Annotated in this window: 18 protein-coding genes; 8 read left to right on the top strand and 10 right to left on the bottom strand. The window is 45.4% G+C overall.

Annotated elements, in window-relative coordinates; all coding sequences use genetic code 11:
• Window positions 1-3 precede the first annotated feature (3 nt).
• Complete coding sequence (locus CI960_RS07470; protein WP_005857611.1) at window positions 4-1,044, top strand: sensor histidine kinase; 1,041 nt, start codon at window positions 4-6, stop codon at window positions 1,042-1,044.
• Window positions 1,037-1,816, top strand: coding sequence for a LytTR family DNA-binding domain-containing protein (locus CI960_RS07465; RefSeq protein ID WP_010183331.1), 780 nt, complete (start codon window positions 1,037-1,039; stop codon window positions 1,814-1,816). The genes CI960_RS07470 and CI960_RS07465 overlap by 8 nt, the downstream gene beginning before the upstream one ends.
• Here CI960_RS07465 and CI960_RS07460 read toward each other — a convergent pair.
• From CI960_RS07460 to rpmB, 10 genes are all read right to left on the bottom strand, one after another.
• A complete protein-coding gene (locus tag CI960_RS07460) occupies window positions 1,813-2,445 on the bottom strand; it encodes a hypothetical protein (protein ID WP_005857615.1) in 633 nt (210 codons plus the stop codon). The two genes, CI960_RS07465 and CI960_RS07460, sit on opposite strands and share 4 nt — an antisense overlap.
• A gap of 75 nt (window positions 2,446-2,520) precedes the next feature.
• Entirely contained in the window at window positions 2,521-4,185 is a 1,665-nt protein-coding gene (recN, locus tag CI960_RS07455; protein ID WP_005857617.1) for a DNA repair protein RecN, read from the bottom strand.
• Window positions 4,186-4,192: 7 nt separating this feature from the next.
• Window positions 4,193-5,104 carry a DUF4835 family protein gene (locus tag CI960_RS07450; RefSeq protein ID WP_005857619.1) on the bottom strand — a complete coding sequence of 304 codons (912 nt, stop codon included), beginning with the start codon at window positions 5,102-5,104 and terminating at the stop codon, window positions 4,193-4,195.
• On the bottom strand, window positions 5,101-6,306 hold the full coding sequence (gene coaBC, locus CI960_RS07445; RefSeq protein ID WP_005857620.1) for a bifunctional phosphopantothenoylcysteine decarboxylase/phosphopantothenate--cysteine ligase CoaBC: 1,206 nt from the start codon (window positions 6,304-6,306) through the stop codon (window positions 5,101-5,103). Before coaBC ends, CI960_RS07450 begins: the two co-directional genes overlap by 4 nt.
• Window positions 6,307-6,355: 49 nt before the next feature.
• On the bottom strand, window positions 6,356-7,507 hold the full coding sequence (locus CI960_RS07440; RefSeq protein ID WP_005857622.1) for an iron-containing alcohol dehydrogenase: 1,152 nt from the start codon (window positions 7,505-7,507) through the stop codon (window positions 6,356-6,358).
• Between the two features lie 4 nt (window positions 7,508-7,511).
• The gene (locus CI960_RS07435; RefSeq protein WP_005857624.1) at window positions 7,512-8,282 is read right to left on the bottom strand and encodes a 3'-5' exonuclease; all 771 of its coding nucleotides are present in this window, start codon (window positions 8,280-8,282) and stop codon (window positions 7,512-7,514) included.
• A 10-nt stretch (window positions 8,283-8,292) separates the two neighbouring features.
• Complete coding sequence (gene dnaN / locus CI960_RS07430; RefSeq protein ID WP_005857626.1) at window positions 8,293-9,417, bottom strand: DNA polymerase III subunit beta; 1,125 nt, start codon at window positions 9,415-9,417, stop codon at window positions 8,293-8,295.
• A gap of 219 nt (window positions 9,418-9,636) precedes the next feature.
• Window positions 9,637-9,789, bottom strand: a complete 153-nt coding sequence (locus CI960_RS07425; protein WP_005638125.1) for a DUF4295 domain-containing protein — start codon at window positions 9,787-9,789, stop codon at window positions 9,637-9,639.
• Window positions 9,790-9,805: 16 nt separating this feature from the next.
• Window positions 9,806-9,994: a 50S ribosomal protein L33 gene (gene rpmG, locus CI960_RS07420; RefSeq protein ID WP_005857628.1), complete on the bottom strand. Its 189-nt coding sequence runs from the start codon at window positions 9,992-9,994 to the stop codon at window positions 9,806-9,808.
• 19 nt (window positions 9,995-10,013) lie between these two features.
• Window positions 10,014-10,253: a 50S ribosomal protein L28 gene (gene rpmB, locus CI960_RS07415; protein ID WP_005857630.1), complete on the bottom strand. Its 240-nt coding sequence runs from the start codon at window positions 10,251-10,253 to the stop codon at window positions 10,014-10,016.
• A 234-nt stretch (window positions 10,254-10,487) separates the two neighbouring features.
• Here rpmB and CI960_RS07410 point away from each other — a divergent pair, with 234 nt between their 5' ends.
• The 6 genes from CI960_RS07410 to CI960_RS07385 all read left to right on the top strand — a co-directional run bounded on the left by CI960_RS07410 (window position 10,488) and on the right by CI960_RS07385 (window position 17,258).
• Window positions 10,488-11,090, top strand: coding sequence for a nitroreductase family protein (locus tag CI960_RS07410; RefSeq protein WP_005857632.1), 603 nt, complete (start codon window positions 10,488-10,490; stop codon window positions 11,088-11,090).
• A gap of 15 nt (window positions 11,091-11,105) precedes the next feature.
• Window positions 11,106-12,455, top strand: a complete 1,350-nt coding sequence (gene lpdA, locus CI960_RS07405; RefSeq protein ID WP_036628945.1) for a dihydrolipoyl dehydrogenase — start codon at window positions 11,106-11,108, stop codon at window positions 12,453-12,455.
• Window positions 12,456-12,483: 28 nt separating this feature from the next.
• Window positions 12,484-13,227, top strand: a complete 744-nt coding sequence (locus CI960_RS07400) for a lipoate--protein ligase family protein (protein WP_005857636.1) — start codon at window positions 12,484-12,486, stop codon at window positions 13,225-13,227.
• 103 nt (window positions 13,228-13,330) lie between these two features.
• Window positions 13,331-14,665 (top strand): dihydrolipoamide acetyltransferase family protein, encoded by a 1,335-nt coding sequence (locus CI960_RS07395; protein WP_005857638.1) that lies wholly within the window; start codon window positions 13,331-13,333, stop codon window positions 14,663-14,665.
• A gap of 22 nt (window positions 14,666-14,687) precedes the next feature.
• On the top strand, window positions 14,688-16,721 hold the full coding sequence (locus CI960_RS07390) for a thiamine pyrophosphate-dependent enzyme (protein WP_005857640.1): 2,034 nt from the start codon (window positions 14,688-14,690) through the stop codon (window positions 16,719-16,721).
• Window positions 16,722-16,754: 33 nt separating this feature from the next.
• On the top strand, window positions 16,755-17,258 hold the full coding sequence (locus CI960_RS07385; RefSeq protein WP_005857641.1) for a flavodoxin: 504 nt from the start codon (window positions 16,755-16,757) through the stop codon (window positions 17,256-17,258).
• The last annotated feature ends 63 nt before the right edge of the window (window positions 17,259-17,321 follow it).

Raw genomic sequence — 17,321 nt, 5'->3', positions numbered from 1 at the left:
GTCATGAAAGAAATATCATACGGGAAATCGGCATGTATCCTTTTGTTTTCGGCATTAGGGGTCTTTTCCTATTTCTTGCTGTTATATCATACGGAGCTACAAGAGCGCATCCCCGATATAAAGATCTCATTGATCGCTTTGTCCATCACGATAGCGGTATTCAACTTGTTCGGTTTCAGTTTACTGGTCAGCAGCCATTGGATGGCTACCAACTATCCATTATATTATATCGATAAAAGCCGGATGTTATGGCATTATCTGCTGGTAGCGATCCTATTGCTACTTATGAATTGTACCCTGTTTATCTCGTTGAAATGGATCACAAGCATTGGCGATCCTTTCGTGATCCGGGCAAAAGGGGCCGGTTTGGTAATAGCCGTCTGGTTCGTGGAGATGATCATTTTCAGCCTTCTCTTGATTAATTATTCGATGCGTTATACATTGAATTTATATAAGGAGAAACAAAGATTGGAAGCAGAATCTATACAAGCTAAATATACCGCTCTCCAAAGCCAGCTAAATCCTCATTTCCTATTCAATAGCTTGAATACATTGATAGCAGAGATAGAGTATGATCCGGCTACGGCGGTCAAGTTTACGCAGCATCTATCCGAGGTATACCGTTACGTGCTCCGCCAGCAACAGTGCCAGATCGTCTCTTTAAAAGAGGAGCTTGATTTTCTGGATTCCTATATATTCCTCCATCAAGTCCGGCTGGGAGATTGTTTGTCGTTGGAACGCGATCTTCCCGACAACGTCATTGACCATCAATTGCCCCCTCTGACACTGCAACTACTAGCCGAGAATGTCGTGAAACATAATTATATCGACGATTTTAACCCGATGACCATACGGGTATATACTGAAAGGAACAGTCGATATCTATGCGTCAGCAATACATTACGGCCTAAAAAAGTCTCAAACGCATCCGGTAAAGGATTAAAGAATTTGTCGGAGCGTTATCAATTACTATGTAAGCAGGATATCCAGATCCGAAAAAATGATCACCAATTCACCGTATCAATCCCACTTATTTATGAATAATATCCAAGTAGCCATTATCGAAGATGAGAAACCGGCCGCCCGGTTACTGGAAGGTATGATAAAGAAATTACGCCCGCAATGGGATATCATCAAGATACCCGGAAGCATCGAATCATCCGTGGCTTGGTTCGCTTCCCATCCGCATCCGGATATCGTTTTTCTGGATATCCAGTTGTCGGATGGAAATTCTTTTTTATTTATAGAACAGGCTTGTCCTACAAGTCTCATTATCTTTACGACCGCTTACGATGAATATGCAGTCCGGGCCTTTACGGTAAACAGTATTGATTATCTACTCAAACCGATACGACAAGAGAGATTGGAGGAAGCCATCCAAAAATTCGAGCATGTCACGTCTAAGTACAACCAGAAGCTCTTAGAGCAAAATGATTTATTGGAAGTACTCCATTCCCTCACGTATCCCGGCAAGAAATACAGGACCCGTTTCCTTATTTCCGGCAACGAGAAACTGATCACTTTACAGGTGGAGGATATCGCCCACTTTTATTCATTAAACAAGATCACCTTCGCTGTCACACGCCAAAACAAGGAGTACATAATCGATTTCCCGCTGGATAAACTCATGGAACAATTAGATCCCGATAAATTTTTCCGGACGAACCGGCAGACGATCATAAATATCGAATCCATCGTGAAAATAGAGCCCTATTTTCAGAATAAGGTCATTGTCCACATAAAGCCGGAACATAAAGAGAAAATATTGGTCAGCAAAGAAAAATGGGCCTCTTTCAAGCTATGGTTGAATTATTAGACCTTTCGCCCATTGCTATAATACCGTTCTTTTCTATCGTCCCGATCCTTCTTATTCTTTTTAGGTTTGGGCTTATCCGGTTTCGCTGGTTTCCGATAGTCATGACGATGGTTGTCACGATCCCAATGTCTATCTGAGTCATGCCGGTCGTCTCTCCAATGATTGTCATGGTGAATGGTACCCCAGCGGTAATTCCAATAGTTATCCTCATATCGACGGCAGTCATGGGACGGGCGGCGATCCGGATATCTCGGATTCGCATACCATCCCCGATAATCATGGATACGTTGCGGATGCTCCCTTACAAAACGGACATATAGATTGAACTGGGCTGGAGTCAATATACGTTGGATCTTACGATCCCTTTCCATGCGCAAATCGTAAATACGACGAGCTGCCCGGTCCCAATACCGATAGTCACGGCGGGCCTCCTTCTCTATTTTCTGTCCGTACTTATGGATGATCTTATGGTATTCCGCTGCTTGGCGAGCGGGCAAATGCATCGCTTGCTCCATCCAAAGACAATTTTGACAATGCGGTTCATTCCACCCAAAACTGATCCAAAACTGGCTGTAAGCGGGTAAACTGCACAATATAGCCAACACACATAGTAAGCTGAATCGTTTCATGTCTTTTCAATTTTAAGTTAATAATAAAGCGAATCGTTTGTTCTTTTATCTAAGACTGCCCTACTTCAGAAAGGTTTAATCCTTGATACCCAACAAATCTTTCGCATTGGCAAGAGAAGCCTCTGTCAACGAGGCTCCGCTCAACATACGGGCCACCTCGTTCACACGTTCCTCCCCCTCTAATTGCTTGATACGGGTCAGCGTACGGTCTTTGGTATCCTTCTTATAAACAAAATAATGAGCTTGCCCCTTCGCCGCTATCTGAGGTAAGTGAGTGATAGCGAAAACTTGCATCTTTGTTCCGAGTTCTTGCATGATATCCCCCATTTTATCGGCGATATCACCCGATACCCCCGTATCTACCTCATCAAAGATAATAGTAGGTAAAGCGGTGAACCCGGCAATCATAGCCTTAATGCAGAGCATCAACCGGGAGATCTCACCTCCGGAAGCGGTTTGGGCTACCGGCTGCAATTCCGCACTCTTATTGGCGGAGAACATAAATCGGATATCGTCCATTCCATCGCTCTCCGGCTCTTTGCGAGGAAGGATGTCCACACGGAAACGGGTATTCGGCATCCCCAACGGAATAATCATCTTGACCAATTGCGAGGCCATCGCCGTGGAAGCGACTTTACGCTGCTCGCTAAGCACGGAGGCCTGTTGAAGCAACTCTTTATACGAGGCATCCAATTGACTCTCTAACAAACCGATTTGCTCATCGAAAGAATCGATCGCACGCAATTGCTCTTGGTATTGATCCCGTATAGCGATCAATTCATCCACGGTGGAGACACGGTGTTTTTGCTGGAGCGTATAAAGGGTATTCAAGCGTTCATTCACCCATTCCAATCGTTCTGGGTTGAACTCTACATCTTCCTTTAAAACGTCTGTCTCGGAAGCCAGATCATTCAAGTCGATATAAGCCGAGCGGATTCGCTCGGAGATTTCCTTGGCTTTCGGGAAATATCTTTCTAAGGAATCCACGGTGGAAAGGGCTTCCTTGAGTATTTGGATGGCTCCTTGCTCCTCGCCGTCCAAGAGTTCGGTTACCTTATATAAAGAGCTTTTGATCTCCTCCGCATGCGAGAGAGTTTCTTGCTCTTGCTCCAACTCATCCTGCTCATCCGGTTGAAGGTTGGCTTCGTCCAATTGTTCCAATTGAAAACGGATATAGTCCTCCTCCTGCTTGCTTTGAGCCGCTTTGTCCCTCAAATCTTTCAGTTCCCTTCGCAACGCCTGATAACGAGTAAATTCCTTCTTATAAAGAATGAGCAAGATCTCATTTTCGGCCATTACATCGATCACTTTCAGCTGGAAACGGTTGTCGCCCAACAATAGGTTCTGATGCTGCGAATGGATATCAATCAAGCGGCTTCCCAACTCTTTTAAGATCGTAAGGGAAACCGGAGAATCATTGACGAAGGCACGGGATTTGCCGGAGGCATAAAGTTCCCGACGCAAGATACAGCTATCCGCGTCGTACTCAAGGTCGTTACTTAGGAAGAAAGGCTCCAACTGATATTTTGAGACATCAAATACGGCCTCGATCACACATTTATCCGAACCTTTCTTTATACTCTTGCCATCCGCACGCTGTCCCAGCACCAAAGACAAGGCTCCTAATATAATTGATTTTCCCGCTCCGGTCTCACCCGTTATCACCGAGAAGCCTTTATCAAAGCGGATATCCAAATTGTCTATCAAGACAAAGTTCTGTATAAATAAGGATTTCAACATAACTATTTTACCTTACTGGTTTTTGAAGCTCTTCCAAGCGAGTGGATTGTGCCGGATAGATCTCGAACAGCATCTTATAGCCCTCTTGCCGCTCTTGTGTGGTCGCTTTCGAATAAATTGCGATAATCTCATCTAATTTAGCGTCGGCGAACATTTGTAGAAGCACAGAGGTAGGCCGGGCTTTCTTTACTTCCTGCAAGGCGGGAAGCGCACTAATGATCGTCGTACGTCCACGATCCGGATTTGCTGCCATTTCATCGAGTCCTTTCCGGTGATACGTGTACCACATTTCCCGGAAAGCGTCGGATGCGTTATCTTGCAAAGCCGTCGCTACGGCATGGCGGTTCTGGTTGCTATCAAAAGCTTTCCAGCCCGTCCACGACATCTCAGACTGGGCCATGTTCACGATTTGCTGGGCTTGTTGTATATAGGTAGTTCCACCTTTCGGAGCGAAACTATCGAAATCAAGCCCCAAGATCACATAGACGTAAAACACGATAGTGGCCGTAAGATTGCTGGTCAGCGTATTTGAGTTATAGTCCAACGGCTCGCCCTCCGTATACTCAAAATCCAACTGTTGATCCCTGAAATTCAGAAGAGTAGTTGTATAACTGGAATTATAGACCGGACGGCGGGCTTGTATCTGGATCTCGCTCTTGAAGTTCGTCTCATCCAATTCATTCACGATAATCGTCATCGTACAATCGATCTTCTCATTGACGGCAAACGTGGCATCCGTCCATTTCCGGTTATTCACGAACTCAGTCAAGGAGTTCTGTAAGGTCGTGAAGATTTGCTTGTTAGCGGTCGCAATTTTGTCTCCGTTCACCGTGATACGGGCGTTCAACTCTTGCGCCTTCCCACAAAAAGGAGCGGCGCAAAGCATGAATAGATAAAACAGTCTTCTTACTTTTCTCATTTCAATAATGTTACCAACTTATTTACGATATCACAGGCTACCTCCCGCTTCGTTTTGAGCGGATAGCTCGTTACTCCTCCGGCATTGTCGATAATCGTGATCTTATTGGTATCGCAACGGAAACCGGCACCTTGGTCTCGTAAAGAATTCAAGACGATGAAATCGAGATTCTTCCTCTTCAGTTTACCTTCGGCATGAGTAGCCTCGTCGTTCGTCTCCAAGGCGAACCCCACCATGACCTGTCCTTCCCGCTTGATCGCACCCAAAGAGGCGGCGATATCCGGGTTCGGAACCAAATGAAGCGTCATCTCTCTCTCCGTTTCCCGTTTGATCTTCTGCTCGGAAGCATTCTCCGGACGGTAATCGGCGACAGCGGCACATAATATGGCAGCATCGCTACTCGGGAATGCGGTCATCGCCGCTTGGTACATTTCCCCGGCAGACTCAACATCGATTCGTTTAATAGCTGGATGATGTGTTTTTAAAGAGACTGGGCCAGCGACCAAGGTCACCTCCGCCCCTCTCTCCGCACAAGCTTCCGCTAAAGCGAACCCCATCTTACCGGAAGAGTAATTACCTATAAAACGTACGGGATCTATCTTTTCATATGTCGGACCTGCTGTTATTAAGATCTTTTTTTTTTCAAGATCTTTTTGAGCGGAAAAGAAGTCTTCCAAAACCTCGATAATCTTATCGGGTTCTTCCATCCGGCCTTTACCAACCAAATGGCTCGCCAATTCCCCCTCGGCAGGTTCGATAATCCGGTTACCGAATGAACGCAAGCGCTCCAGATTCTGTTGGGTACTCGGATGAGCGAACATATCCAAATCCATGGCCGGAGCCACGAATACAGGGGCTTTACAAGAAAGATAAGTAGTTATCAGCATATTATCGGCGATTCCGTTCGCCATCTTACCGATCGTGGAAGCGGTAGCCGGAGCAATCAACATGGCATCCGCCCAAAGCCCCAGATCCACATGACTATTCCATGTACCATCCCTATTGGAAAAAAACTCGCTGATTACAGGGTGGCTACTCAACGTCGATAACGTAAGCGGAGTGATAAACTCTTTTCCCGCCGGCGTGATAACCACTTGTACCTCGGCTCCTTTTTTCACCAATCCCCGGATGATATAAGCGGCTTTGTATGCGGCTATACTCCCCGTAATCCCTAATATAATATGTTTATCTTTCAATATCATATATCGAATCAATTTATCTTTGCCAGTAGAGACGTAGCACGTTGCGTCTCTACAACCTCAACAAAAGAATCTCTTTGGCTACTTTTGAGTTTATATTGCCATATTCGCCAAGTTTCCATCCCATTCGATCGATAGGTTCCACCAAAGCATCCAAGTCGGACTCCTTGATCCCATAGTCGGAAAGACGGGTCTTTAATCCCATGAAATGGAAAAAATCTTCCGTAGCCTCTATTGACTTTTGCGCCTTTTCATCGGCAGATCCTTCGGTAATACCAAATATGACCTCTCCCATCCGGATCAGTTTCGCCGCTTTCTCCTTACGCATATAGGTCATGACACCCGGCAAGATAACCGCCAAAGTCTGGGCATGATCCAAGCCGAACTGCGCCGTCAATGCATATCCCATACGGTGTGAGGACCAGTCTTGGGGTACTCCTTGGCCGATCCAACAGTTCAAGGCATTCGTAGCCGCCCACATCAAATTAGCACGAATATCATAATCATTCGGATTTTGCAAGACCTTGCGGCCTTCTTCCACAATTGTCTTCATCAATCCCTCGGCAAAATAATCTTGAACCTTAGCGTTCACCGGATAAGTCAGGTATTGCTCGACCACATGGATAAACGAGTCAACGACACCGTTAGCCACCTGTCGCTCAGGTAAAGAATAAGTTACCTGCGGATCTAAGATAGCGAACTTAGGGAACACCAACGGAGACATGAAATTTAATTTCTCATGGACAGATTCCCGGGAAATTACCGCCCGTTCATTCATTTCCGAACCGGTAGCGGCCAAAGTCAGCACTACTCCTAAAGGAAGCGCTTTCTTTATCACGCCACCTTTCGACAAGATATCCCAAGGATCTCCCTCGAAAAACGTAGCCGAAGCGATAAATTTCGTAGCGTCGATCACTGATCCGCCGCCTACCGCCAGCAAGAAATCGATATTCTCCCCCTTCACCAACTCAACAGCCTTCATACAAGTCTCATAACGGGGATTCGCCTCAATACCACCAAACTCATAGGTATGGAAGTCTTTCAAAGCTGCCGTCACCTGCTCATAAATGCCATTTTTCTTAATGCTACCGCCACCGTATACCACCAGAACCTTACTTCCTTCTGGAAGTAACGCAGACAAACGGGCAATACTTCCTTTGCCGAACACAACCTTTACAGGATTGCAAAACTCAAAATTATTCATCGCCTTATTTTGAATTAAAGTCTCTCAAACGGATCTCTGTCAACATTTTCTTCGTATTCAACGGGAAATCGCCATTCATGATCCAAGAATAATAACCCGGATCCGACTTCAAGATCTCCGTTACCAAACGGCCTTTATACTTACCGAAGTTAATAACCTCCTCGCCTTTATCGTTGTAAACCATACGTCCGGCGAAATCCACATTATTCGAGTAGCAGGAATATTGGGAAAGGAAAGCAACGTCATTCTTCAAATCCGGATAGCGATCCAGCTGCGCTTTCAACACCTCATATGTAGCCAACGTATCAGCCTCAGCCGTATGAGCGTTCTCCAAGCTTTTATTGCAATAGAATTTATAAGCGGCAGATAACGTACGTTGCTCCATCTTATGGAAAATCGTCTGTACATCGATAAATTTGCGCCGGTTCAAATCGATATCCACACCCGCACGCAGAAACTCCTCGGCAAGCATGGGTATATCAAAACGGTTGGAATTATATCCGGCCAAATCACAACCCTCGATCTGGGTTGCCAAAGATTTAGCGATCTCCTTAAAGGTCGGACAATCTTTTACATCTTCATCGGTTATGCCATGAATAGCGGTAGATTCGGGGGGAATAGGCATACCGGGATTTATCCGGCGTGTCTTCGTTTCTTCTTTCCCATTTGGGAAGACCTTCACGTAGGAAATCTCTACGATACGGTCCTTTACGATATTTATACCCGTGGTCTCTAAATCAAAAAAGACCAGCGGGTTCCTTAAGTTTAACTGCATTATTTATTTATTAGTCATTCAACATCATCGGCATCAGCAACATGAGCAAGTCCTCGTCCTCATCATTCTCAGAAGGAACGATCAAGCCGGCACGTGAAGGGTCCGCTAATTCTAATACAACCTCTTCCGAGCTGATATTTCCAAGGATCTCGATCAGATATGTAGCCTTAAAACCGATGCTTAACTCCGTCCCGTCAAACTGACAAACAATACGCTCTTCCGCAGAAGTGGAGAAATCGATATCTTGGGCGGAAACCGTAATCAAGCTATCCTTCAAGTGCAACTTCACCAAGCTGCTCGCCGGATTAGAAAAGACAGAAACACGCTTTAAAGCATTCAAGAAAGAGATACGATCGATCGTTACCTTAAACGGGTTTTCTTGAGGAATCACACTATTATAGTTCGGGTAACGCCCCTCGATCAAACGACAAACCATCTCGAAGTTCGTGCAAGTAATATACGCATTGTTATCATCAAACTTAATCAATACTTGCTCCGACTCCTTCGCCAACAAATTCTTCAATAAATTAGCCGGCTTCTTCGGCAAAATGAAAGAAGCCCGTTCCGGGGATTTCACCGCCAAGTTACGCAAGCGAACCAATTTATGTCCGTCTGATGCCACGAACGTCAAATCATCCGTATGGATATCGAAATAGACACCATTCATTACAGGGCGAAGCTCATCATCGGCTGTGGCGAACAAGGAACGACTGATGCCGTTTAACAGCATCTGGGCATCCATCGAGATAGAGATAGCGTTATCATTCAACGGCTTCTGCTGCGGATATGTGTCCCCTTTCTGACCGATAAAATTATACTTTCCATTCTGGAAATGAATGAAAATCTCCAAATTCTCATCATTGATATCAAAAGTAAGCGGTTGTTCGGGAAGCTCTTTCAGCGGATCGAGCAATATCTTGGCGGAAACCGCAAAGAGTCCGGCACCTTGGGCATTCATGACGTCTACGGAAGTCACCAACCGGGTCTCGGCATCGGAAGCTGTCACCGTAAGCGTATTTCCTTCTAGGTTAAAAAGGAAGCTGTCCAGAATCGGTAAAGAGTTCTTGGAAGCGATAACCTTGCTTATAGACTGTAAACGTGATAATAGCGCAGTGCTGGATACATCGAATCTCATAGCTTTAATTATTTTATCTTGTTATATTATTATTTCATACAAACTACCATTTGGATGGGAAGAGACGGGGCATGCCCTGTCTCTACAAATTAACCCAACAAAATTAAGAAAATATTTTGTTTGTAACCAACTATACTTTCAAAAGTTTAGGGCATAAAAAAAGCTCCCCTCCGCTTTATCGGAGAGAAGCCTCTTATATTCTTTTAATTCGCTAATTTATTATTTAGCGAAATAATCTTTTACTGCTTCGTTAGGGATCATTTCTTCTTGGAAGATGTATGCACCTGTTTTCGGAGACTTAACCATTTTAATCACTTTGGAATAAGTACGACCGTCACCTTTCTTAAATGTTGCAACTGCTTTTTTTGCCATCGTTTAAAATCTCCTATTACTTAATTTCTTTGTGTAACGTCATCTTCTTCAAAACCGGATTGTATTTCATCAATTCCAATCTCTGAGTAGTATTCTTTCTATTCTTCGTAGTGATATAGCGAGACATACCCGGCATTCCACTTTCCTTGTGCTCTGTACACTCAAGGATTACCTGTACTCTATTTCCTTTTGCTTTTTTTGCCATTTTCTATATCCTCCACAAATTATGCGTTCAAATAACCTTTTTCAGCCGCCATCTTGATAGCCGCATCCAAACCTAACTTATTGATTGTACGTAAGCCAGCCGCAGATATATTCAAGCTAACCCAGCAATCCTGCTCTACCCAGTAGAACTTCTTCGTAAACAGGTTGACATTGAACTTACGTTTCGTTCTTCTCTTTGAGTGAGAAACGTTGTTTCCAACCATTGCTCTCTTTCCAGTAATTTGACAAATTTTAGACATTTCTAATCTGTTCTTTTAAATTATACGAAATTTAAGTCAACTCCTGCTATGTGTCTTCCCTTTCTGAACTAGCATCATGAACAAAAACGAAGATTCTAATAGAGTCTTATCTTTACAGGGTGCAAAGGTAAGAATTATTTTGATTTATCCGCAAGAATTCTCAAATATTTTTTCCTCAACAAATCATGTCTTAAATTAGTTATAGGTATATAACAACATAACATGATATTCATTATGGCAAGAAGTTTTAAAGAAGCGATCCAGCATCGCCGGACACATTATGGAATAGGTAACAACTCTCCCATTTCCGACAACGAGATTCATGAGATTATTAAGACAGCGGTCACTCACGTTCCCTCCGCATTCAATTCGCAGTCTACGAGAATCGTACTGCTACTGGGTGAAAGCCACAAGAAGCTTTGGGAAATCGTAAAAGACACGCTTCGTAAAATCGTCCCCGCCGAAGCCTATAAGGCTACCGAGGCAAAGATAGATAATTCTTTCGAGGCTGGCTATGGCACGGTCCTCTTTTTCGAGGATACGGCGGTAGTAGAAGGCTTGCAGAAGCAATTCCCTTCTTATAAAGATAATTTCCCGGTATGGTCCCAACAGACATCGGCTATGCATCAACTCGCGATATGGACTATGCTGGAAGACGCCGGTTTCGGCGCTTCTCTGCAACATTACAACCCGTTGATCGACGAGGCGGTCGCTAAACAATGGCATATCAATCCGAACTGGAAACTGATCGCCGAGATGCCGTTCGGTACCTCTACGCAAGAACCGGGAGAAAAACAATTCGCCCCATTAGAGGAACGAATTTTAGTATTCAAATAATTATAATTAATGTATATGGAATATGACATAGCAATCATAGGCGGTGGACCTGCGGGTTACACCGCCGCCGAAAGGGCTTCGGAGAATGGATTAAAAACGATCCTTTTCGAGAAGAACGCTATCGGTGGCGTCTGCCTAAACGAGGGATGTATCCCGACAAAAACTCTTTTATACTCCGCCAAGATACTAGACAGTATCAAAAGTGCCTCCAAATATGGTATAGTGGCGATGAAAGACCCAAGTTTCGACTTGGCAAAGATTATCGACCGGAAGAACAAGACCGTCCGTAAACTTACGCTCGGGGTAAAAGCCCGGCTTACGGGTAACGGCGTCACCATCGTAGAAGGAGAGGCACGAATCACCGGAGAGGAGTTTGGAAATATACGGATTCACTGTGATGGAAAAGAGTATTTAGTGAAGAATGTGTTAGTATGTACAGGCTCTGAAACCGTGATCCCTCCTATCAAAGGATTATCTGAGGTCAAGTATTGGACTTCCCGGGAAGCCCTTGATCTCAACGATTTGCCAAAATCGTTAGCGATTATCGGTGGTGGCGTGATCGGAATGGAGTTCGCCTCATTCTTTAACAGTATGGGCGTAAAGGTGAAGGTAATCGAGATGCTACCCGAGATATTAGGGAATATGGATAAAGAAACCTCAGCGATGCTTCGATCCGAGTATAAGAAAAAAGGCGTAGAGTTTTTCTTGAATACCAAAGTTACAGAGGTATCCGCAGAGAAAGTCTTTGTTGAGAAAAACGGCAAGGCAGACACGATTGAAGCCGATAAAATATTGGTGAGCGTGGGCCGCCGTCCGATTACAAAGAGTCTGGGACTAGAAAATCTAGCGATCGAAATACAAGGGGCCGGTATAAAGGTAAACGAACATATGCTGACTTCCCATCCACATGTATATGCGGCTGGAGATATTACCGGTTTTTCCCTGCTGGCACATACGGCTTACCGGGAAGCGGAAGTTGCCATACACCATATCCTAGGCATACCGGACGAGATGAGCTATAAAGCCATTCCGGCGGTAGTTTATACGAATCCGGAATTGGCGAGCGTGGGTAAGACAGAAGAGGAATTGGTAGCGAATGGGGAAAGTTTCCGTGTTCAAAAGATCCCGATGACCTATTCCGGACGTTTCGTCGCAGAGAACGAGAATGGTAATGGTTTATGTAAACTGATCACGGACGACGAGGATCGTATCATCGGTTGCCATCTACTAGGGAATCCGGCATCCGAGATTATCGTCACCGCCGGAATCGCTGTCGAGAATGGTTATACAGTCGATGAATTTAAGAAAAATATTTTCCCGCATCCGACAGTCAGTGAGATCCTCCACGAAAGTTTATATATCTAATAAAACGCCTAACTAAAACAGTTTCCTGATGCTTTGCATTCACAATACACAAACGGATCCATACTTCAATTTGGCCGCCGAAGAGTATCTGCTCAAGAATTTCAAAGAGAATATTTTCATGCTTTGGCAGAATGAACCATCAATCGTGATCGGTAAGCATCAGGATGTATGGGCCGAGGTAAATCTCAAATTCGTACAAGACCAACAAATCAAGATAGCACGCAGGTTTTCCGGTGGTGGTGCCGTTTACCATGATCCGGGAAACCTGAATCTTACATTTATAGAGACCGGCCAGATTATGCAGACCGACAAATATACCATCCAGATCATGAATTTTCTCAAGACATTGGGAGTACATGTCGAGATGGATGAACGGAAAGGACTAACTATCGGAGGATTTAAAATATCGGGTAGCGCACAGAGTATCCATAAGAATCGGTATATGCACCATGCTACCTTATTGTTTTCCACCGATCTGGATAGGCTCGTCACCTCCTTGAAAAGTACATCCCGTCAAACACCAGAGAAAACAGGAGGCAAACGATCGACATTCGTTAAATCTGTACGGAGTCCGGTCACGAATATCAGCGCTCATCTTCCGGCATCTATCTCCATCCAGCATTTTAAGAAAGCGCTTCTTTATTATTTCACGATCAATAATCCGGGCATACAGGATTATTCCTTCACGCAAGCAGACTTGGAAGCCATCTATAGGCTTAAAGAGCAGAAATATGCTACAGCCAGCTGGAACTTTAACACTTATACACTATAATACAGAAACTTACCTTCTTAATCTTTGTTCTTATTATATACCGTTTGTAGAGACGGGGTACGCCCCGTCTCCCACTATATGACAGTAATTAAAAAATCAAAATATGGCTACATTTGAGATAAAGATGCCTAAGTTGGGCGAAAGTATTACAGAAGGAACCATCATCTCATGGTCGGTAAAGGTAGGTGATACCGTAGAGGAAGATGATGTCCTTTTCGAAGTAAGCACAGCGAAAGTAAGCGCTGAGATTCCATCCCCCGTTGAGGGAAAAGTAAAACAACTTCTTTTTAATGAGGGAGACACCGTAGCGGTCGGTACAGTCGTAGCGATCCTTGAGATCGAAGGTGAAGGAGAGGATAACGGAGCTCAGCCGGAAACCTCGGAGGCTACTCAACCGAAAGAACAAGTCCCCGCTCCCGCCTCAGAGGAATTATCAAAGAATTCCCAAGAGGAAGATCGTTGGTATTCTCCCGTAGTATTGCAATTAGCGAAAGCTGCCGGTGTATCGCAAGATGAACTGGATCATATTCCGGGTACCGGATATCTGGGACGTCTCAGTAAGAAAGATATTCAAACGTATATCGATCACAAAAATAAAGGTACGGAAATGCCGAAACCGAAACAGGCTCCTGTTTCTTCCATGCAGCAAACGGCTACGAGCACGCCGATAATTACGGTAGCGCCGCCGACCGCTCCTTCCATGCCTATGACAGCGGCCACTCCATCCGCTCCACTCGCTCAAGGAGACGAGGTGAGAGAAATGGATCGTGTACGTAAGATCATTGCGGACCATATGGTATTATCGAAAAAAGTATCTCCGCATGTGACGTCGGTTATCGAGGTAGACGTGACCCGACTGGTTAACTGGCGTAAAAAAGTGAAGGATCAATTCTTCAAGCAAGAAGGCATCAACCTAACTTATATGCCGGCTATTACCGAAGCGACCGCCAAAGCGTTGAAAGCCTATCCATTAGTAAATTCATCTGTGGACGGTTACAATATCATCCTAAAGAAGCCTATTAATATAGGTATAGCGGTTTCCTTAAACGACGGAAATTTAATTGTCCCGGTTATACACGATGCCGATAAGCTGAACCTAAGTGGCCTCGCCTCACAAATAGATACCTTGGCGGCTAAAGCCCGTGAGAATAAGCTCGCCCCGGATAGCATCCAAGGCGGAACGTTCACGATTACGAATTTCGGAACCTTCAAGAGTCTGTTCGGCACCCCGATCATCAATCAGCCTCAAGTAGCGATCCTAGCCGTCGGTTATATCGAGAAGAAGCCTGCGGTAGTAGAGACGCCCGAGGGAGACACGATCGCTATCCGTCACAAGATGTACCTCTCACTCTCCTACGACCATCGTATCGTGGACGGAGCTTTGGCGGGAGCCTTTTTACGTTCCATCGCCGACGAACTAGAGAATTGGAACGCTTAATACATTATTATAATAGAACAACATGAAAAAGTATGATATAAAAACAACAGATAAGGAGACTCTCAGGAAATGGTTTTACCTTATGACGCTCGGAAGGGCGATCGATGAGAAGGCTCCCTCCTATTTATTGCAATCTCTCGGCTGGTCTTATCATGCCCCGTATGCCGGGCACGACGGGATACAACTCGCCATGGGACAAGTATTCGATAAGGATACGGACTTTCTCTTCCCCTATTACCGGGATATGTTGACGGTTCTCTCGGCGGGAATGACTGCCGAGGAGATCATCCTGAACGGTATCTCCAAGGCGACCGATCTGACCAGTGGCGGCCGCCACATGTCTAACCACTTCTCTAAGATGGAATGGCATATCGAGAACGTTTCTTCCGCTACGGCGACTCACGATCTCCATGCCGCCGGCGTGGCACGGGCGATGGTTTACTATGGACAGAAAGGCGTAGCGATTACCTCGCACGGTGAATCGGCCGCTTCCGAAGGCTATGTGTATGAGGCAATCAATGGCGCCAGCAATGAGCGACTGCCGGTTATCTTTGTCTTCCAAGACAATGGATATGGTATCTCTGTCCCCAAAAAGGACCAGACGGCCAATCGTAAAGTTGCCGATAACTTCTCTGGCTTCAAGAATTTACGTATTATCCATTGCAATGGAAAAGACGTGTTCGATTCCATGAATGCCATGACCGAGGCCAAAGAGTACGCGATCGCCAACCGGACTCCCGTGATCGTTCAGGCCAATTGCGTACGGATAGGCTCCCACTCAAACTCCGATAAACATACCTTGTATCGTGATGAGAACGAGCTTACCTATGTAAAGTCCGCCGATCCTTTATACAAATTCCATCGCATGCTGATTCGTTACGGACGTTTCACCGAGGAAGAATTGAAAGAGATCGCGGATCTAGCGGCTAAAGACCTGAAAGCCGCCAATCGGAAAGCGATGGCCGCCCCCGATCCCGATCCGTCTACCGTCAAGGATTACGTCCTCCCGGAACCTTATCAACCTCAAAAATACAAAGAAGGTGTTCAAAACGAGGAAGGAGAGAAAGAAACGCTAGTTACGGCGATCAACAAGACGTTGAAAGCGGAGTTCCGGCACAACCCGGATACGTTTATCTGGGGACAGGATGTAGCCAATAAAGAAAAGGGTGGCGTATTCAACATCACGAAAGGCATGCAGCAAGAATTCGGTATCGAGCGAGTCTTCAACGCCCCTATCGCCGAGGATTATATCGTAGGGACAGCGAACGGTATGTGCCGCTTTGACCCGAAGATCCATGTAGTGATCGAGGGCGCAGAATTCGCCGATTACTTCTGGCCGGCCGTCGAGCAATACGTGGAATGTACGCATGAGTATTGGCGCAGCAACGGGCAATTTACCCCAAACATCACTTTGCGCCTAGCCTCCGGAGGCTATATCGGAGGAGGGCTTTATCATTCCCAGACCATTGAGGGCACATTGACCTCATTACCCGGTGCCCGGATTGTTTATCCCTCTTTCGCGGATGATGCCGCCGGACTGTTGCGGACGAGTATGCGTTCTAAAGGCTTTACGCTCTATCTGGAACCGAAAGCGCTCTACAACGCGGTAGAAGCCTCCACCTTTGTCCCCGAGGATTTCGAGGTTCCGTTTGGGAAAGCCCGTATCCGCCGTCCGGGAAAAGATCTGACGATCATCACTTATGGCAATACGACCCATCTTTGCCTCAACGTAGCCGAGCTTCTTTACAAAGAAAAAGGCTGGGAACTGGAGGTTATCGATCTTCGTACCTTGATACCATTGGATAAAGAGGCGATCTTCAACTCGGTGAAGAAAACCAGTAAAGTATTGATCGTACATGAGGACAAGGTCTTCTCTGGCTTCGGAGCGGAAATTGCCGGCATCATCGGCTCGGAACTATTCCAGTACTTGGATGCTCCGATCCAACGGGTAGGTTCCCTATTCACTCCGGTTGGTTTCCATCCGGTCTTGGAACGGGCCATCCTCCCCAACGAGGAGACCATCTATCATGCGGCAAAAGAACTGCTGCTTTATTAGATCCACATTCGTTAAATCTTTAAAAGCATCACAATGAAAACAGGATTATTTTACGGAACGGGCACAGAGAAAACAACCTTTGTCGCCAATAAAATAAGAAAAGCTTTCGGGGAGGATCAGATCGATATCATCCCTATTGAAAGCGCATGGAAAAGAGATTTCGAGGCTTACGACCATATAATCGCAGGAACCTCTACTTGGTTCGATGGCGAACTTCCCACCTATTGGGACGAGATCATCCCGGAACTGGTCACTTTAGACCTTAAAAATAAGAAGGTCGCTATTTTCGGTCTTGGAGATCAAACGAATTATCCGGATAATTTCGCCGATGGAGTCGGCATACTGGCGGACGCTTTCACCTCCTGTGGAGCGACTTTAGTAGGCGAGACCTCTTCGGATGATTATTTCTTTAATGCCTCCAAAGCCTTGAAAAATGGCAAACTACTTGGCTTAGTCCTCGATTTGGAAAACCAACCGGATCAAACCGACAAACGAATCGAGCGATGGGTGAAGCAATTGAAGGAGGCGTTTGGATAAAGAAGAATGCATCTTAAACTCGTAAACGAGAACTAAACAGAAAGCGTAACGAATCACTCCACG

The sequence above is a fragment of the Parabacteroides sp. CT06 genome (assembly GCF_002257605.1).
GTDB lineage: Bacteria > Bacteroidota > Bacteroidia > Bacteroidales > Tannerellaceae > Parabacteroides > Parabacteroides distasonis.
This window is presented reverse-complemented; position numbering and strand designations above follow the sequence as displayed.

Excerpts from the sequence above, each read along its gene's own strand:
- CI960_RS07435 (WP_005857624.1), bottom strand. The coding sequence starts at position 8,282 with ATGCAGTTAAACTTAAGGAACCCGCTGGTCTTTTTTGATTTAGAGACC.
- CI960_RS07465 (WP_010183331.1), top strand. The coding sequence starts at position 1,037 with ATGAATAATATCCAAGTAGCCATTATCGAAGATGAGAAACCGGCCGCC.
- CI960_RS07390 (WP_005857640.1), top strand. The coding sequence starts at position 14,688 with ATGAAAAAGTATGATATAAAAACAACAGATAAGGAGACTCTCAGGAAA.
- CI960_RS07450 (WP_005857619.1), bottom strand. The coding sequence starts at position 5,104 with ATGAGAAAAGTAAGAAGACTGTTTTATCTATTCATGCTTTGCGCCGCT.
- rpmG (WP_005857628.1), bottom strand. The coding sequence starts at position 9,994 with ATGGCAAAAAAAGCAAAAGGAAATAGAGTACAGGTAATCCTTGAGTGT.
- CI960_RS07470 (WP_005857611.1), top strand. The coding sequence starts at position 4 with ATGAAAGAAATATCATACGGGAAATCGGCATGTATCCTTTTGTTTTCG.
- CI960_RS07410 (WP_005857632.1), top strand. The coding sequence starts at position 10,488 with ATGGCAAGAAGTTTTAAAGAAGCGATCCAGCATCGCCGGACACATTAT.
- CI960_RS07460 (WP_005857615.1), bottom strand. The coding sequence starts at position 2,445 with ATGAAACGATTCAGCTTACTATGTGTGTTGGCTATATTGTGCAGTTTA.
- recN (WP_005857617.1), bottom strand. The coding sequence starts at position 4,185 with ATGTTGAAATCCTTATTTATACAGAACTTTGTCTTGATAGACAATTTG.
- CI960_RS07425 (WP_005638125.1), bottom strand. The coding sequence starts at position 9,789 with ATGGCAAAAAAAGCAGTTGCAACATTTAAGAAAGGTGACGGTCGTACT.
- CI960_RS07400 (WP_005857636.1), top strand. The coding sequence starts at position 12,484 with ATGCTTTGCATTCACAATACACAAACGGATCCATACTTCAATTTGGCC.
- rpmB (WP_005857630.1), bottom strand. The coding sequence starts at position 10,253 with ATGTCTAAAATTTGTCAAATTACTGGAAAGAGAGCAATGGTTGGAAAC.
- CI960_RS07385 (WP_005857641.1), top strand. The coding sequence starts at position 16,755 with ATGAAAACAGGATTATTTTACGGAACGGGCACAGAGAAAACAACCTTT.
- CI960_RS07395 (WP_005857638.1), top strand. The coding sequence starts at position 13,331 with ATGGCTACATTTGAGATAAAGATGCCTAAGTTGGGCGAAAGTATTACA.
- lpdA (WP_036628945.1), top strand. The coding sequence starts at position 11,106 with ATGGAATATGACATAGCAATCATAGGCGGTGGACCTGCGGGTTACACC.
- CI960_RS07440 (WP_005857622.1), bottom strand. The coding sequence starts at position 7,507 with ATGAATAATTTTGAGTTTTGCAATCCTGTAAAGGTTGTGTTCGGCAAA.
- dnaN (WP_005857626.1), bottom strand. The coding sequence starts at position 9,417 with ATGAGATTCGATGTATCCAGCACTGCGCTATTATCACGTTTACAGTCT.
- coaBC (WP_005857620.1), bottom strand. The coding sequence starts at position 6,306 with ATGATATTGAAAGATAAACATATTATATTAGGGATTACGGGGAGTATA.